Source organism: Billgrantia montanilacus (assembly GCF_003336675.1).
GTDB classification, from domain to species: Bacteria; Pseudomonadota; Gammaproteobacteria; order Pseudomonadales; family Halomonadaceae; genus Halomonas; species Halomonas montanilacus.
On sequence record NZ_QPII01000019.1, the window covers coordinates 1 to 16,382 of the forward strand.

Genomic DNA, 16,382 nt, shown 5'->3' on the forward strand with positions numbered 1-16,382 from the left:
CAACTGACTTGTAATCAGTAGGTCCCGGGTTCGACTCCTGGTGCCGGCACCATTGATTTATTCGGGACATCAGCGACTCGCAGCTCAGTCATAGCCATCCCACCCTGTGACGCAATGCCAAACATACTTTGATCACCGTTCTGTCCACAGAAACGGGGATTTGGCATGCGTGTTACCGCGATACTCTCCACCAAAGGCGGCGTGGGCAAGACCACGACCACCGCCAACACCGGCGGATTGCTGGCCGATGCAGGGCTTCGCGTCCTGCTTGTCGATCTCGATAGCCAACCGTCGCTATCGAGCTACTACCCGATCACCGCCCACGCGCCCGGCGGCATCTACGAGCTGATCGCACTCAACGAAACCCGCCCCGAGCGGATCGTTTCCCGCACGGCGATCGACGGGCTCGACATTGTCGTGTCCAACGACTACCAGGGGCAGCTCCCTCAACTGCTGCTCAACGCCCCGGACGGCCGCTTCCGGCTCTCGCATCTCCTCGATAGCGGCGCCCTCGCTGACTACGACGCCATCCTGATCGACACCCAGGGCGCGCGGTCCATCACCTTGGAGGCGGCCGTGCTGGCGGCCGATCATCTCCTCTCCCCGATCACGCCCGACCTCCTGTCGGCTCGCGAATTCGTGCGCGGCACGATCGGCATGCTGGACGAGCTGGAATCGCTCACCCGGTACACCTCTCTCTCCGTGCCGCCGCTCTCGCTACTCCTCAATCGCCTCGATGAGACCCGCAATGCCCGAGACATCACCCAGAGTCTGCGCGGCATGTTCGAGAACGATCTGCGAGTCCAGGTCATGGACGCCCATATTCGCTTGCTGGCGTCCTTCAAAATGGCCGGGGCTGCGGGGGAGCCGATCCATCGATTCGAACCGGTCAAACCCGCCAAGCGCGTCACTCCCGCCGGTGCTGACCTGATCAAGGCCATGGTCAAGGAGCTCAATCCGGAGTGGGCGAGGGTCATCGACGCCCTCCCCACCAGAAAGGGAGGGCTTTGCCATGTCAGCCACTGACGTCCTTACCCAGCCGGCCACCGATGCGCCCTTGTTCGGCTACTTGCCACCGCACAGCGTCGAGGCGGAGCAGTCCCTGCTGGGCGCCCTGATGCTCGACAATACTGTCTGGGACGATGTGGCCGATCGGCTGTCTGGCCTCATGTTCTACCGCCCCGAGCACCGTCTGGTCTTCGAAGCGATGCGGCAATTGAGCGACCAAGACAGTCCGATGGACGTGGTGACCGTTTCGGAGGCCTTGGAAGCCAACTCCCAGCTTGAGCGCATTGGAGGGCTGACCTTCCTCGCCGAGCTCGCTCGCAACACCGCCTCTACGGCGAATGCCGTGGTCTATGCCGGCATCATTCGTGATCGCTACCAGCTTCGGCAGCTCTCGCATACCTGCACGGAGGTGAATCGCCAGGCCCTCAATCCCGAGGGGCGCTCGGCAAGCGTCATCATCCAGGACGCCGAGCGGGAGCTGTTTCGCATCGTCGAGGATCAGCCGCAGGAGCCCAGTAGCGTCAACGCAATGCTCAGCCGTGCGGTGGATGTCATCGATGCCGCGTGCCAGTCCGACGGTGGCATCACCGGCGTCCCGACGGGCTTCGCCGATCTCGATGCCATGACCGCCGGCTGGCAGCCCGCCGACCTGATCGTCGTGGCCGGACGTCCCTCTCAGGGCAAAACCTCCCTCGGTCTCAATCTGATCGAGAATGCCCTGTTCTCGGCGGCCATCGCGGCGCAAGGGCCGGTGTTCGTGTTTTCACAGGAGATGCCCGAGGAACAGCTGATGCTGCGGTTGCTGGCCAGTGTTGGCCGGTTGTCGCTGCAGAAACTGCGTACCGGCAAGCTGGAGGATGAGGACTGGCCGAAGCTAACCGCCGCCGTGGCGAGGGTGAAGGAGCTGGAGGGTCGGCTCTTCATCGATGACGAGTCCGGCATTTCAGCCTCGACCCTCAAGGCTCGCGCTCGCCGCCTGGCGCGGCGTCACGGGCAACCCTCCCTGATCCTCATCGACTACCTGCAGCTGCTCCATGAGCCGGGCGGCGAGAACCGCAACCTCGAGATCAGCGCGATCAGCCGGATCCTCAAGGCGCTGGCCAAGGATCTGCGTGTGCCGGTGATCGCCCTCTCGCAGCTCAACCGGCAGCTCGAAACCCGCCCCAACAAGCGGCCCTGCATGGCAGACCTGCGCGATAGCGGTGCCATCGAACAGGATGCCGATGTGATCGCCTTCGTCTACCGCGATGAGGTGTATCACCCGGACAACCCCGATAGCCAGGGACTCGCCGAGCTGATCATCGGCAAGCAGCGCAATGGGCCGATCGGCACCGTCAATCTCATGTTCCTGGGCGACTGCACCCGATTCGAGTCACTGGAGTGGAAACATCAGGAGGTGACGGTATGAGTACCCAACATCTTCCCGAGATCAGCCAGCTCGCATTCTTGCTTGCGCTGGCTCACACCATGCCGCATCGCTCGCAAGCCATGGAGCGCCAGGCACAGAAGCAAACGCTGTCGGAGGAGCGTGCCCGGCAAGCGGCACTGTCATTGCTGGGCATCGACCTCATCAGGGAGGACCGGGAATGAAAATTGTGACGCTGAATGCTCCTAGCACCGTGTACTGCCAATGGGCTGAGTCCACCGACCGCCGGCGACACGACCTATGGCTCTACGTCGATGGTTGGGAAGTCGCTCCCAGTTACTCCATCGCATGGCTGGAGGGCGAGTCGCTGGCGGATGCCATCGAGGTGGAGCATCTAGAGCCTGGCGAAGGCCCTGGATGGTATGTCGTGGATGGCTGTGGCGACGTGTGCCCTGACCTAGAGCCGCTAAGCCACAGCGGCCCCTTCGACACATTCGCCTGGGGAGCGATCAAGTCCAAGTGGCAGGCACTGCGAGAGGCCGGCGCCCCACCCGCAACCCCCCTCAGGGAGTTCCGCCTGCCAACGGGGGTATTCCAGGCGGAGGACTGCCGGGATGGTGTGCTCATCAACCCTGTGCTCCCTGAGCACTTTGACGACACGCCGAATAATGCTCGCAGCCCCTTGGTGATTGACCGGTGGTGGGGACGCCCGTTCATTGTCGCCCGGCCCCTGGAGGACAGTCTGGAGGATGTCGACAGCTATGCCTCCCGCCTGAGCCTGCATGGCAGCAAGCCAAGCATGACCCCGGAGGAGTGGGTAGCCGGTCAGGAGGAGCTGCGACGGCGGAGGCGTCAGCGCTATCCCAGCGGCACCGCCTATGAAGTGCGTTGCCTCGATGGCGGCGCCTGGGATCGCTCAACGTGGTGGGGCGATGCCGACAACCTGGAAGCGGCACTGGAGATCGCAAAAACCGGGCCGTGCTGGAGGCAGCAGGGAGGGCTTCTCTCATGACTCTTATCGAAACCGTTCTGGGGGCAGAGCCGATCGCCTACATGGACTGGTCACGCCCCCTGCTGCTGCGATCCTTGGGACTTGATGCCCAAATTCGGACCGCCAACCCCTTCGACTCCCCGATGGCGGACCGCTATGAGGCCGGGGAGCTCACTGGTACGGAATCTCCCGAACTGTATGGCATGGTACCTCCCGAAGGCTGTCGACTGCTGACCAGCGGGCCGTCCGAGGATGGCGAGCTGATTTGGGCCATCTACGTGCGCCCTGTCACCCGTCTCGGCGAGCGGTTCCTGGAAGAGATCAGCGGGGCGGACTGCCGGGAGGTGACCGCATGACGACCCAACACGTCTCCTCTGACCGCGAATGTCTGCACGAACAGGTCCACGGCGGGCGTTTGATCTCGGCCGAATCGGCCCTGTATCGCATTCTCGACATGCTTGGCATTACCGCGGAGCCGGACAGCGAAGGCCGCTACGATGCCTGCATCCTGCACGCGCAGACCATCGATGCCATCGAAAAACGAGAAGCCGAGCGGATCCTCGACTTCACACCGATGCCGGCCATTCTGACGGCGTCGGGTATGACATTGCCACTCACCTACCCATCGTGGCGCCTCATCGATGATCGTGACATCGCCCAGGCGTTGTCCCGCATCTGCCGATTCGGTGGTCACTCTCGCCAGTTCTACAGCGTCGCGCAGCACTGCGTACTGGCCAGCCATCTAGTACCGCCTGAAGATGCTCTCGCCGCCTTGCTGCACGACGCGCCGGAGGCGTACATCGGCGACATGATCTCGCCGCTGAAAGCGATGCTGCCCGCCTACCAAGCCGTTGAGCAGCGTATCTGGTCAGCCATTGCCCAGCGCTTCGACGTGGATCCGGTGATGCCTGCCAGCGTCAAGCAGGTCGACTTGCAGCTGCTCGCGACTGAGCGACGTGACCTGCTGCCGTATTCGCCGCAAGAGTGGACCTGCCTGGAAGGTGTGTCTCCGCTGTCCGCTCAGATTGAGCCCTGGTCGCCGGATATGGCCTCCCTCGCCTGGGGACTTCGGCTTCAGGAGCTCCTTGCCGAGCGGGAGGGCGTGTGATGACCGATCAGACGATGCATCAGGAGCTCGCCCAGCTAGAAGCACGCCTGGTCGAGCTCCGCGAGCAATGTCAGCAACTGGAGCATGCCGTCCAGGCCTTACAGACACGGAAACGCCAGTTGGTACATGCCCTGGACGGCCAGCTGGATCTGTTCCGTGACCACCTCCACCACAGCGAGCAGCTGCTCAAGGAGGTGCGACATGGCTAGGCCACTGCGCGGAGCCAAACGTGGCATCGAGCGAGTCGTGCGCTACGCCGTGGCACACGACTGGACCGTCGAGCGTACTCGGGGTGGACACGTGAAACTCAGCAAGCCCGGATGCTCCCCGGTCTTCACCAGTTTCACACCCAGCGATGGCAAGCGCTCTGCGGCGAACGCCATTGCCCAGCTTCGCCGGGCTCAAAGGCGGCTTGAACCACAGGGAGGCCCCCAATGATCCCCGATCGTGTGATGCGCAAGATCCAGCGCTGCCTGGCGCTTTCCAAGAGCGACAACGGTAACGAGGCAGGTATCGCGCTGCGCCAAGCCCAGGTGCTGATGGCGGAACACGGCGTCAGCCAGGAAGCGCTGGCCATCGCCGACTTCGATGTCGCCTCCGTCGATACCCGGGCGGGCCGGACCCCGCCGCGCTATCTCGAGTCCCTGGCGCAGTTGGTCAATGCCGCCTTCGGCACCACTACCGTCTACAGCTGGCGTGGGGTGAAGGGCGTAATCGAATTCCTGGGCCCACGGGATGCGGTGCTGATCGCCGGTTATTCCTTCGAGGTCCTGCAGCGGCAGCTGATTCGCGACCGTCGGAATTTCCTTTGCACGCAGAGCCCCCGCCTCAAGCGGATGACCAAGATCCGCCGCGGCGACGCATTCGCCGAGGCCTGGGTCGTCGGGGTCAGGAAGCTGGTCAGGCCGATGGCCATGACCGATGAAATGAAAACACTCCACCGCACATACCGGGAGCGCCGCTTCGGAGCACTCGACATGTTGACCACGCGGGAACGTCAGCCGCTGCGTCGCCATGACCATGTGGCCGTGGAAGCGGGCTACGAGGCCGGCAGCTCGGCACAGCTTTCGGCTGGCGTGACGAGGACGCAACGGGAGGGACTGACACATGGCTGACCTCATCAAACTCCATCGACAGCCGCTGCCGACGGGATGCCGATACTTCGAGATCCCTCGGTGGAGCGTCATGACACTGGGAGTAGGCACCCAGCATCTCGATGCCTTCCGTGACCGGTTCCAGGCCTGGCTCGAGGCGCGCCCCCATCGCCAGACCCGTCACAACCACCAGACACTGTCCCTGCTGGCCGATTGTCGGGTACTGCTGCAGGCCGCTACTTGTCGCCTGAATACCCCCCATGAACGCCTGCGCTGGCAGGTCCTGGAAATGAGCGACCTGACGGATCGCCAGCTGATGCTCGTCATCCTCGACACCTTGGGCGAGGTTGATCGCAGTCTGATCGCCCTGCGTCGCGACGAGCATCGCCTTACCGGCGAACCCGACCAGGAGCTGACCCCGATCATTCACAACCTGCTCCGGTTTGTCCGGCGCATCGAACACCTGCTGGACCCGGTGCCGGGCAAGGTGCTGTCGCTCAAGGAGGATTCATCGCATGAGTAAACGTAGGCACCCCTCCCAGGAGGAGCTGATGAAAAAGCTCAAGACGCCGGGGCCGGCCCTCCAGAGCGAGCCGGTCGAGACGGTCGGTCCGCCTCTGGCCGAACAGGGGATCGAGGTCACCCTGGACAAACTGCGGCCCTACGATCGCAACCCCCGGACACTGCGCAACCCGAAATACGAGGAGATCAAGGCGTCGATTCGCGAGGTCGGGCTCAAGCATGCTCCGGTGGTCACGCAGCGTCCCGGCGATGACAAATACATGATCAGTGACGGGGGCAACACCCGTCTGCAGGTCCTGCGCGAACTCTACGAAGAGACCGGCGATGAACGGTTCCGCAAGTTTCACTGCATTTTTCGCCCCTGGGTCTCCGAGGCGCATATCCTCGCCGGCCACCTGTCCGAGAACGAGACCCGGGGAGACCTGTCCTGGATCGAGAAGTCTCTGGGTACCCAGCGGCTCAAGGAAACGCTGGAGACCGAAGCTGGCAAGGCGCTTTCCCAACGCGAGTTGGCCAAGCGTGCCAAAGAGTTGGGGTTTGCTCTGGACCAGAGCCATATCAGTCGCATGTTATACACGGTCGAGCATTTCTGGCCGACGCTGCCCATGTCCCTGGAGAGTGGCATGGGCCAAGACCAGGTCAGGAAGCTGATCAATTACCGGGAAGCCTGTCTGCTGATCTGGCGGCGCTGCGAGGTCGACGAGAGCGACTTTGGCCCCGCCTGGCATGAGACCATGGCTTACTTCGATCACGAGGGCCAGACGGCACTGCCGTGGTCTATCGTCGAGGACCGCCTGCTGGGCATGCTCGAGGATGCCACCGGGGCGCACCTCAATCCCATCGATTACGCGCTGCGGACGATCCTGGATTTCCGTAAGCGGCGCTGGTCCCTAGAGGAGCACGACGAGGATATCTGGCGGCCGCTCGACGTGGAGATGGAGCGCGTGCGCGATCCCGATGCGCATCCCTTGACCTATTTCCCACCTTTGCCCGGTGAAGAGGACAAGGGGGAGAGTGGCAGGCGGTGGATGACCGTAAAAACCACCCAGCCGCAGGATCCGGATTCCAACCCCTTGCCGCCATCTCCGTCGATTGGCCAGAACGACGGGAAGATGGACGACCCGAACCATCAGCAGGATGACGAGCAACCGGCGGTCACTTCCCGAGGCGAGCTTGAGGAGCTGAGGCAGCAGGTGGAACGCCTGCAGCAGGAGAATGCCTCTCTGCAAATCCAGCCGTCCTCACTCCATGCGGTGGCTGCTACCGACGTTGACGAAGACACCGAGCTGCCGCTGCCTCCGGCTGGGCCGTCCGAGCCGCTGAACGACGAGGAACGTCAGCGGCGTCTTGATGCCCTGAGCCTGGGGGGCAGCCAGAACTCAGGTGAGACGGAGAGTTTCCGGCGCACCCGAGAATGGTTGAGTCGCCAGCAGGGCGAGGAGCCCATCAACTTCGAGGACAACGCCCTGCGTGCCGTGCCGCTGCGCTCGGCAGAACCGATCTATCCGGTCATGGACATCTGGGCCATCGAGCCGGCCTTTCGTGACGCCGACCGCATGCGCACCGAGATCGGCTATTTCGCCGTGGCCATCGCTCGCTGGGGCGGCATCAACCTTCCTCGCGAGCACCAGGCCGTGATCCCACTTCACAAGGGACTGGGATATCGCCTCGAGCCGCTCTCGAACGAGCAGGCTCAGAGCACCCGGGCCCAGCGGGTCTGGCAGCTACTGGCGGGGCTGATCGGCGAGGTGAATCCCGCTTATCCCACCGATGTCACCCTGATGGGTGAACTGCTGGGCACTGCCTCGGATGACGACATCCTGCCCGACGAGATCCTGGTGCGCCTCTACCGCATGGTGCGGTTGATGCGCGCGCTGCGAGCACAACTTGGCGAAAGGAGCGACGACTCATGAGCATGCGTACGTTGACTCATGCACTACTGGCCCAGGCGATCGGATACGTGAGGGAAGGCAACATGCGCCGCGCCCGGGCCCTCGGCTTCAGCGACGATGAGCTCCGCGAACTGCGGCGCATGTCCGCGACGGATCTGGCATCGCTGGCTAGTGACGGTCCCGCTGTGTGCCGTCTCTCCGTCGATCACGAGATGCTGCTGGCGATCATGCGGCGATTGACCCAGGACCAGGATCGCGAGCTGCAGATCGATCGCTGCCTGGCGCTCGGCGCGAGCGTGCAGATGATGGGCGACTTCTTTGGTCTTACTGGTAATGACTGCTCGACCCGCCGCTCCTTGCTGGGCCTCGAGACGCGACAGGGCCGTCTGGCCATGCCCGCGGAGGAGGACGAACATGATGCCTGGCATCGCTGGCAGCAGATCGCTCAGGAGCCCCAGGATCCGCAACGGGCCCCTGAGGACATTCGGGGCATGATGGTGTTGGCTGAGGAGACCGGTATCCCCTTGGCTGTAGTCTGGCATCTGGTCAAGGCCTGGACGTCTCCGGACGAGCCGCTTAGTGAGCTCCCCCAGGATGAGCCAGACGAAGACACGAGCGAGGAAAGCCATCTGGCGGGAGGGCGGGTATGGGCCGCCATGTAGCTGACTGGCAAATTCTGGTCGGTCGCGCGGCATCAGCCATCACCCAGCGCCGGGGCACTCATGCCACGGCGCAAGAGGGGGGCAACGAGAGCCCGGATGGCCTGCTTTTCCTGGGAAATCCACACGAGACCGTGCCACGGGCGCTGTTGCTCGATCGCCGTCTGGGTGCCGTCGATATCCTCGGCTGGCAGATGATTCGTCTACTGGCCAATGCGGACCGCACGACAGCCTTCCCCACCTACGACGACCTCCAGCCACTGCTGCGTAATGGTGTCGACAGCCAGGCCTCCCGGGGAACCGTTGCGAGGGTCATCGCTGTGCTGCGATTGACCCGGTGGCTGAGCCTGGCGCATCGCGCCAGGAACGAAACCACTGGCCGGGTTATCGGCAATGTCTACGTCCTGCACGACGAGCCGGTTGATACAGCGGAAGCCAGACTTCTGGATGACGACTACATCGACTTCGTCTTGCAGAGCTGTCGGCACAAGAACCGCATCGTGCGAGAGGTCGCGATCTCCATGCGGGCCGAGCTCGAAGAAGAGGGCGCCCTGTCCGATGTGGGTACTGCGGACCAGACCGCCCTCAAGGCTCCGATGGCGCGGCTGAATCGTCGGGCTCGGCGTTTCCAGGAGATGCGGTCGCAAGTGAACGCCCCTAGTTCACCTCGTGAACTCGAACAGTTCGCGGCCGCCTCCCCCCAGCTCTCCACGCGAACTCAAAGGAAAAACAAGGGCTTAGCAACTGGTTCTCCACGCGAACCAAGTGACACTCCTTCGCGAACTGACCTGAGTTCTCCACGCGAACTCAGTCAGGAATCAAGCACTTACCGCTTAGTTCGCGACGCGAACTCAGTCCCTACAGTAGTACGTAGTAGTAAGTTACCTACTACGAGTACGGGTAGTGAAAACCAGGACTCGCGACACGAACTGTTCTGGTCGGATCACCTCGAGCTGAGCGCCGATGAGAGGCGTTCACTCAGTGATGGGCTGAGCGACCTGCCCAACGATCTCTGCCAGGCGGTTTTGGACGAAACGTCGGGACGCGTGGCCGCCGGCAAGAGTGACAATCCGCGAGGTCTGCTTCACGCATTGATACGGCGTGCCAAGACGGGAGAGTTCCGTGCAACCCGATTCGCCCAGCGGCAGGCAGAGCGCCGTGGCGAGCGCTACATCACGGACACTCCGGACTCGGACAAGTCCCGTTCACCAAGTGACACACCGACGACAAGGCCCGTCCCGGCCCACCGCTCCGTGAGCCCACCGCTGGCGGTGACTCGCCAAGAGGCGGAAGCGGCCAGAGCGGAAATGCTCGCGTCTCTGGGGATCAAGCGCTAGGCGGGAATACAGGAAACACGTTCCTGTGCAATTACGTTTTCATGTGGCCCGTCGTAGAGCGCGCACGCCACAGTGCGGATCACATTGATGATCAACCTGGATGACCAAGGGGGACCGGACATGGCTGTAGACGCGAGCTCGATGGGTGCCTTGCGCAGCAAGATCAATCTAAGCCTGCACACCTATCACGCGACCAGATTGTGGTGGGGGCGCGGGGTTGAGAGTGGCAAGCCCCAGATCATCGGCATGCGGCAGTTTCTCTTCCTCGCCGGTGCAATCCAGCGCAATGCCACTCTCGACGATCCCTACGCCGATCACTGGATGCTGTTGATCGATGAGAAGCTGGAGGAGGTGCGGGACAAGCTGGATACCGCCCTGGCCGATGCCGAGCGGCTCCTGGAGCAGGTCCCCAGCGAGCTCACCATCGAAGAAAACGTCAACCAGCGACCGTTCAACACCCCGGTCTATACAGGCGGCCAGCAAGGCTGGCTGGCCCTTCGTCTGTTGATTGACTTCGATCGCCTGGTCCGCCATCTCCTGCTGGCCAGCCATGTTGCCTTCCTGTCGAGGGATGGGGCACATGACCGACTGAGGGTAGCCAATCACGCGTTGCGCAGCTTATGTGCCTTTCCCCAGCGCTACCCCGGCTACAGCGGCATCTCCCGTGATGACGTTGCCGCAAACAATGCCAAGGCTCGAGAAGCGCGGGAGAAGTTCGGCGAGCTGCCCCAGGACGTGCTCGATGGGTCACGACGCAGCCTATATGCCCCGCCGATTCAGAAAGTGCAGCAGGCTGCAGCATCGTACAACGCAGCTGCGGCCGGTCTCGACCAAGAGGAGAGCCCGGCTAATGGAACCGAGCGTGAGAGTAGGCAAGAACTTTCGTCACGTGATGACCCTTGTCATCAAACATACTTTGGACCCGAAGGGCTGAACGAAGGCAGAAATGATGGTGGCACCATCAAGGATACTTAGAATCTGGCGGGCTGGGAGAAGTGGCCCGAAGTGATGGTGGCACCATCAAGGATACATAGAATCTGGCGGGCTGGGAGAAGTGGCCCGAAGTGATGGTGGCACCATCAAGGATACATAGAATCTGGCGGGCTGGGAGAAGTGGCCCGAAGTGATGGTGGCACCATCAAGGATACATAGAATCTGGCGGGCTGGGAGGGAGGCCTGAAGACGAGGCCTTCCTGTTAATGACACGGGAAGCATGTACATGGCAATCGAGATGATGGCACCAAGTTGCTACCACGGATCTGCACCAGGTCGCTCCAGTGGGTCCGCACCCAATGCCTACGCAAAGGGCCTTTTGAAACCCTTTAAGGGTAAGGGGAGCCTGATCCGATTGAGGGATGAGCTCGAGGCGGAGGCAGCGGCGATGGTCCAGGAGGCCGTGGATATCGAGCAGCGATATAACTTCGGTCTTCTCTCCAAGCTTGGTCTGCTGATAAGGCATCATGGTGAGCACAATCACCGAGTGCCGTACCTCAGGTGGCGTGATCGAAAAGCCAAGAAGATGGGTAACGCCTTATGGGAGGGAGCGATGGCGCGGCGAGATCTCTCAGAGCCGATGCGACGAGAGCTTTATGACATCGAAGTGCTTCGGTGTCTGTTCAACGCCCAGGCGGGCGTCATCAATTCCGAGCTGCGTCGGCTTCGTACGGTGATCCCCACCCTGGAGCGTGCCGATCAGGTATTGGCAAAAGAAGTGTAAAACCCCTCGCCGTTTTCTTAACGTTTTCCCGAGACAGACATGGACCTCCACGGGACAGTAGTGGCACATCCCATGTGGCATAGGAGCTTCTGATGAGCACACGGTTTATTGGCGAGGGCAACATCGGTTCCGACCCGATCGTCAAGATGTTCCCGAACAATGGCAACCAGCCACCCCGCGGCGTGATGCGCTTGAATGTTCGTTTCGACAATCTGGTGCCTACTGAGCATGGGTTGATCGATCGCGGCGGATTCTGGGCCAACGTCGAAGTTTGGGGACGCCAGGTTGAGGAGTGGTCGTCGCTGTATCAGCGCAGCCAGCGTGTCTTGGTGATGGGGCGCATGGTGCAGGACACCTGGGAAAAGGACGGGGAGGAGCAGTCGGCATTCAAGGTCCAGGCGGATCGAGTCGGGATTCTGCCGTATCGAGTAACGGCTGTGGAGATGGACAACGCCGCATCTCAGAACGGGACGCCGCCGGAACAGCGGGCCGCTACGCCTCCAGCCGACATGCCGCCTTCAACCGAAGCCTCGGGCTCTGGTGCCGCTGGCGGATCTGGCATTGATGGCGGCGGTGTGTGAGGGAGGATGTGACGATGAGGATCTTGTTCCTGCTGGCATTTGGGGTTGCGACTCTAGTCATCGCCGGGTGCACGACTCAGGACCATGTGTATTCCCAGGGGCGGTGCTTGACCTGCATCAACAACCCAGTCACGGGTGAACCCGTCAATTACGATCCGGAAGAAGAGCAGACGGAGCCCGCCAAAGATGCGGCCAGGGCCGCGAGCGCTCCCGTAATACCGACAACGTTCGTTCTCAACGCGCCGATCGATGTCGATACAGCCTATGCGAGGCTGCGGAGTGCTTTCGGATTTCGGTCGGATGCCGACTTCAATCGCGATCTTCGCAGTGATCGGCTCATGCAGATGGATGAGGCATACCATCATGAAACCACTCCCGGCTCTTACTATCGACTCAGCGACTATGACAAGCAGGTCGTTGATGGTGTGGAGCACAGCATCATTCTGAGGGCAGAGATCCAGCGAGATGGAGATGGCTCTGCAATCCAGATGGAGTTCATGCCAGCAGGGAGCAACCTTACGTACGACCCCGACGCAATGAAGGAGGCAATTCAGCAGCGTGTTGAGGACGTGCTGCTATAACGAGGTCTTGAAACATGGTTGGAGAATATCAACGGCTGGGCGCCTTTGACTTATGGAAATTTGATGATTCTGGACCAATAGCAGCGAACATGGCGTTTCTGAAATAGATTGAAGTCAACAGTATGAAGCGTATGTTGCACCCAGCTAAGGGTGTCCACGCTTGCCAAAAAGGCAAGCATTGATTCGCCGTGAAGCCGGCGGACACAGATGTGGAGGCTCGGTCGGTTGTTATCTTAATTTTTCGTTTAGAGCTTTGCTTTCGCTCTCTAGGATGGCAATTTCGCAAGTTAGTTTATCAGCAGTTTTTTGAACCTCTGTAATTATCTTCTCAAGCTCTAAGAGATTTATGTTTTTTGTTTCAGTATAGAATTCTTGTATTTTCGTGATTGCTTTTATTAAGTAATTTCTTTTTTTCGAGGCTTCTATTTTTCTTCGTTCATGGCTTACTTGCTGCCTTAGGTTTTCGGCTTTCTGTAGGCTGCGGCCAATTTCACTATGCATTCTTTCTAGTTTTATTTTTAGGTCCATTTTTTCTCGGTCAACTTCCGATAGTCTCCTTTTTATTTCCCCTTTTTCCCCAAGCCCTCCCCAGTATGACGTTATATTATTGATCTGAATTTGTCTTACTCTGAGCTTTATGTATATTGCTTTTGCTTTATCAATGTCGCCGTCGGCTTTGGAAAACGCTTTCGCCCAGACACCTTCATTTATCTCGTTATTTTTTATTTCGTTGCTCACTTTTTCAAACAATGCGTAGTGCTGCATACTCCCCCCTGGCGCCAGCCACCGTTGCCAATTTTTACTTAAGGATAGTTTAAAGTAGGCTCACCGGGATATCCAACTATTCGAGCCTGTCAGGTTAGCGATTCGCGAGTCTGAATCTCGATCATCCGTTGCCATGGCGGTAAGGCATCCATCTGCGCCAGGAATCGCTCTCGAGCGCGGTTAGGGTACAGTGAGTATGAGGGGACCCAGGGAGTCGGTTGATTGGCTGCGAGAGTGAGCAACAATTTTGGAGACAGAATACTTTGGTGGATCAACTGAGCAATGAGCGCATCGGCGTGTTCAATGCCGCCCAACTCCTCGGTGTGAGGGTTTCCGAGCTCAAGGAGGCGCTGCGTCTTGGGACAGACCTTCGAGGCCATCCTCCCCCAAAACCCTTAGTCAAAGGTGCCGGCTCTACCGGTACTCTGATGCTGTTCCGTCTCGGCGATGTCATGGACCTGGCTGAGAAGATCGGGAGGGATCACCGGTGATGTCACTCAGGCGAAATCCTTTAACCCCGCGTTATCGTTTGTCCTTTCTCCCCACCGCAGGCTGACGGAATCTGTTTTCCATAACCTCATGGGAGACAAACATGAAGCTTTTTCTCTGCGAGAAGCCGTCACAGGCCCGAGACATTGCCAAGGTGCTGGGGGCAAGCCAGAAGGGCGACGGGTGCCTGCGCGGCCATGGCACCGTCGTCACCTGGGGCTTCGGACACCTGCTCGAGCAGGCGCCGCCCGATGCATATGATCCCGCGTTCAAGCGTTGGGCGCTTGATACCCTGCCGATCTTGCCGACGTCATGGAAGTTGGAGGTCAAAAAGAGTGGGCGCAAGCAGTTCGGGACGATCCGTAAACTGCTGAGAGAGGCTTCGGAGGTGGTGGTGGCCACCGATGCCGATCGCGAGGGCGAGACCATCGCCCGGGAGATCCTGGAGTACTGCGGTTACCGCGGGCCGGTGAGCCGCCTGTGGCTGTCGGCACTGGACGATGCCTCCATCCGCAAGGCGCTGGCCGACATTCGTCCCGGAGATTCGACCTATCCGCTCTACCTGGCTGGCCTGGGGCGTAGCCGTGCCGATTGGCTGGTGGGCATGAACCTGACCAGGGCCTACACCGTGATGGCGAAGCAACAGGGGCACGATGGGGTGTTGTCCGTCGGTCGGGTCCAGACGCCGACGCTGCGGCTTGTGGTGGACCGTGACAGAGAGATCGCGGACTTCATACCCAAGCCCTTCTGGGAGGTAGAGGCGCTGTTCCAGGCCAAGGGCGGTACTTTCAATGCGAAGTGGAAGCCGCGGGTCGAGTCGCTGCTGGATGACGCGGGGCGTTGCATCAACGAGGCTGCCGCACGGGAGCTGGTCCAGCGAGCTTCTGACGGGGAAGGGCGGGTCTCCTATTTGGGGACAGCGCGCAAGAAGGAGGCGCCGCCGTTGGTGATGGACTTGGCGACGCTGCAGCAGGAGGCCTCGCGGCGCTATGGGTACGGGGCTCAGCAGGTGCTCGACGTCGCCCAATCGCTCTACGAGACCCACAAGGCCACCACTTATCCCAGGACCGATTGCCGCTACTTGCCGCTCTCTCAGCTGGAAGAAGCCGAAGGGGTGGTGACGGCGCTCCTGAAATCGGATCCGGAGCTTTCTCCGCTACGCGATCGCCTGGATCTGACGCGCAAGAGCCGGGTCTGGAACGACAGTCGGATCACGGCCCACCACGGGATCATCCCCACGACCTCGCCATGTGACCTATCGCGGATGGGCGAGCCCGAGCGCAACCTCTACGATCTGATCCGTCGTCACTACCTCGCTCAGTTTCTGTCTCCCCATGAGTACGACCAGACCGATGTCGTCGTGAAGCTGGCGGGAGAGGACTTCGTGGCCACCGGTCGGCAGGTTCGGGTCGAAGGATGGCGAGTGCTGTTCCCGAAGGCTGCGAAGGAGAGCGAGGAGAGTGATGCCGGCGGTACCGAAGGTGAAAGCGCTGGCCAGGCGTTACCGGCACTGTCCCAGGGAGAGGCGTGTCCGGTGCGCTCACTCGAGGTGGTGACCAAGCAGACGACCCCGCCCAGACCCTTCTCGGAAGGGACGTTGATCGCGGCGATGAAGCACGCGGCCCGCTTCGTCACCGATGAACGTCTGAAGGCCAGGCTCAAGGAGACGGCGGGCATCGGCACCGAGGCAACCCGGGCGGGGATCATCGAGACGCTGTTGAAGCGGGGTTTCCTGAGGAAGCAGAAACGCGCTCTGGTCTCCACTCCCACGGCCCGTCAGCTCATCGATGCCTTGCCTGCCACGGTGACCGATCCAGGAATGACGGCCTTGTGGGAGCAAGCCTTGGATGAGATCGCCACGGGACACCTGGGGCTGGATGAGTTCATGGCTCGCCAGACGGCCTTGATCGACAAGCTGGTCAAGCATGCCGCCGGGGTGACGATGTCGCTGCCTCAGCAGCAGCCGGCTCAAAAATGCCCCGACTGCGGGGCGCCGATGCGCAAGCGCAAGGGCAGGAATGGCCCTTTCCTGGGGTGTAGCCGCTACCCGGAATGCATGGGAATCGTAAACCTCGGGAAGCAGCGAGGGAAGGCTAAAGGGGCTGGATCGCAAGGTCGCCGGAGTAAAGGAAGTGTGGCAAATGGCTGAGCAGAGGAAGGTCGGAATGAGGCGGCTACGATACAAGCGCTGATCCACTTATCCTGTTGAATTGCCGTGATGAATGCTTTGTCCAAGTGTTGACCGCCAAGGCTGGACTGCCATAATGACAGG

Annotated in this window: 20 protein-coding genes; 19 read left to right on the top strand and 1 reads right to left on the bottom strand. The window is 60.9% G+C overall.

Annotated elements, in window-relative coordinates:
* The first annotated feature begins 165 nt into the window (after window positions 1–165).
* The 17 genes from DU505_RS18820 (at window position 166) to DU505_RS18900 (ending at window position 12,856) form a co-directional block, all read left to right on the top strand.
* Complete coding sequence (locus tag DU505_RS18820; RefSeq protein WP_114480508.1) at window positions 166–1,026, top strand: ParA family protein; 861 nt, start codon at window positions 166–168, stop codon at window positions 1,024–1,026.
* A complete protein-coding gene (gene dnaB, locus DU505_RS18825; protein WP_114480509.1) occupies window positions 1,013–2,416 on the top strand; it encodes a replicative DNA helicase in 1,404 nt (467 codons plus the stop codon). Before DU505_RS18820 ends, dnaB begins: the two co-directional genes overlap by 14 nt.
* Window positions 2,413–2,598 (top strand): hypothetical protein, encoded by a 186-nt coding sequence (locus DU505_RS18830; protein WP_114480510.1) that lies wholly within the window; start codon window positions 2,413–2,415, stop codon window positions 2,596–2,598. The genes dnaB and DU505_RS18830 overlap by 4 nt, the downstream gene beginning before the upstream one ends.
* Window positions 2,595–3,386, top strand: a complete 792-nt coding sequence (locus DU505_RS18835) for a hypothetical protein (RefSeq protein ID WP_114480511.1) — start codon at window positions 2,595–2,597, stop codon at window positions 3,384–3,386. The genes DU505_RS18830 and DU505_RS18835 overlap by 4 nt, the downstream gene beginning before the upstream one ends.
* Window positions 3,383–3,721, top strand: a complete 339-nt coding sequence (locus tag DU505_RS18840; RefSeq protein ID WP_114480512.1) for a hypothetical protein — start codon at window positions 3,383–3,385, stop codon at window positions 3,719–3,721. Before DU505_RS18835 ends, DU505_RS18840 begins: the two co-directional genes overlap by 4 nt.
* Window positions 3,718–4,473 (top strand): HD domain-containing protein, encoded by a 756-nt coding sequence (locus DU505_RS18845; RefSeq protein WP_220250876.1) that lies wholly within the window; start codon window positions 3,718–3,720, stop codon window positions 4,471–4,473. The genes DU505_RS18840 and DU505_RS18845 overlap by 4 nt, the downstream gene beginning before the upstream one ends.
* Complete coding sequence (locus DU505_RS18850) at window positions 4,473–4,682, top strand: hypothetical protein (protein ID WP_114480513.1); 210 nt, start codon at window positions 4,473–4,475, stop codon at window positions 4,680–4,682. The genes DU505_RS18845 and DU505_RS18850 overlap by 1 nt, the downstream gene beginning before the upstream one ends.
* Window positions 4,675–4,911 carry a hypothetical protein gene (locus tag DU505_RS18855; RefSeq protein WP_114480514.1) on the top strand — a complete coding sequence of 79 codons (237 nt, stop codon included), beginning with the start codon at window positions 4,675–4,677 and terminating at the stop codon, window positions 4,909–4,911. Before DU505_RS18850 ends, DU505_RS18855 begins: the two co-directional genes overlap by 8 nt.
* Window positions 4,908–5,588, top strand: coding sequence for a DUF2786 domain-containing protein (locus DU505_RS18860; protein WP_114480515.1), 681 nt, complete (start codon window positions 4,908–4,910; stop codon window positions 5,586–5,588). Before DU505_RS18855 ends, DU505_RS18860 begins: the two co-directional genes overlap by 4 nt.
* Window positions 5,589–5,658: 70 nt before the next feature.
* On the top strand, window positions 5,659–6,090 hold the full coding sequence (locus DU505_RS18865) for a hypothetical protein (RefSeq protein ID WP_114480516.1): 432 nt from the start codon (window positions 5,659–5,661) through the stop codon (window positions 6,088–6,090).
* Window positions 6,083–8,002, top strand: coding sequence for a ParB family protein (locus DU505_RS18870; RefSeq protein ID WP_114480517.1), 1,920 nt, complete (start codon window positions 6,083–6,085; stop codon window positions 8,000–8,002). Before DU505_RS18865 ends, DU505_RS18870 begins: the two co-directional genes overlap by 8 nt.
* The gene (locus DU505_RS18875; RefSeq protein ID WP_114480518.1) at window positions 7,999–8,643 is read left to right on the top strand and encodes a DUF2857 domain-containing protein; all 645 of its coding nucleotides are present in this window, start codon (window positions 7,999–8,001) and stop codon (window positions 8,641–8,643) included. The genes DU505_RS18870 and DU505_RS18875 overlap by 4 nt, the downstream gene beginning before the upstream one ends.
* Window positions 8,628–9,977, top strand: coding sequence for an STY4528 family pathogenicity island replication protein (locus DU505_RS18880; protein WP_114480519.1), 1,350 nt, complete (start codon window positions 8,628–8,630; stop codon window positions 9,975–9,977). Before DU505_RS18875 ends, DU505_RS18880 begins: the two co-directional genes overlap by 16 nt.
* 87 nt (window positions 9,978–10,064) lie before the next feature.
* Entirely contained in the window at window positions 10,065–10,952 is an 888-nt protein-coding gene (locus DU505_RS18885; RefSeq protein ID WP_114480520.1) for a PFL_4669 family integrating conjugative element protein, read from the top strand.
* Window positions 10,953–11,196: 244 nt separating this feature from the next.
* The gene (locus tag DU505_RS18890) at window positions 11,197–11,694 is read left to right on the top strand and encodes a DUF3158 family protein (protein WP_181872870.1); all 498 of its coding nucleotides are present in this window, start codon (window positions 11,197–11,199) and stop codon (window positions 11,692–11,694) included.
* Between the two features lie 92 nt (window positions 11,695–11,786).
* Window positions 11,787–12,275, top strand: coding sequence for a single-stranded DNA-binding protein (locus DU505_RS18895; protein WP_114480522.1), 489 nt, complete (start codon window positions 11,787–11,789; stop codon window positions 12,273–12,275).
* A 107-nt stretch (window positions 12,276–12,382) separates the two neighbouring features.
* Complete coding sequence (locus DU505_RS18900; protein WP_147273097.1) at window positions 12,383–12,856, top strand: hypothetical protein; 474 nt, start codon at window positions 12,383–12,385, stop codon at window positions 12,854–12,856.
* A gap of 228 nt (window positions 12,857–13,084) precedes the next feature.
* Here DU505_RS18900 and DU505_RS22405 read toward each other — a convergent pair whose 3' ends face one another.
* Window positions 13,085–13,621, bottom strand: coding sequence for a hypothetical protein (locus DU505_RS22405; RefSeq protein WP_147273098.1), 537 nt, complete (start codon window positions 13,619–13,621; stop codon window positions 13,085–13,087).
* A gap of 266 nt (window positions 13,622–13,887) precedes the next feature.
* On the opposite strand from DU505_RS22405, the gene DU505_RS18905 reads away from it, so the two are divergent.
* Both DU505_RS18905 and DU505_RS18910 read left to right on the top strand, forming a co-directional pair.
* The gene (locus DU505_RS18905) at window positions 13,888–14,112 is read left to right on the top strand and encodes a hypothetical protein (RefSeq protein WP_147273099.1); all 225 of its coding nucleotides are present in this window, start codon (window positions 13,888–13,890) and stop codon (window positions 14,110–14,112) included.
* A gap of 101 nt (window positions 14,113–14,213) precedes the next feature.
* Complete coding sequence (locus DU505_RS18910; RefSeq protein WP_114480525.1) at window positions 14,214–16,259, top strand: DNA topoisomerase III; 2,046 nt, start codon at window positions 14,214–14,216, stop codon at window positions 16,257–16,259.
* Window positions 16,260–16,382: the final 123 nt, after the last annotated feature.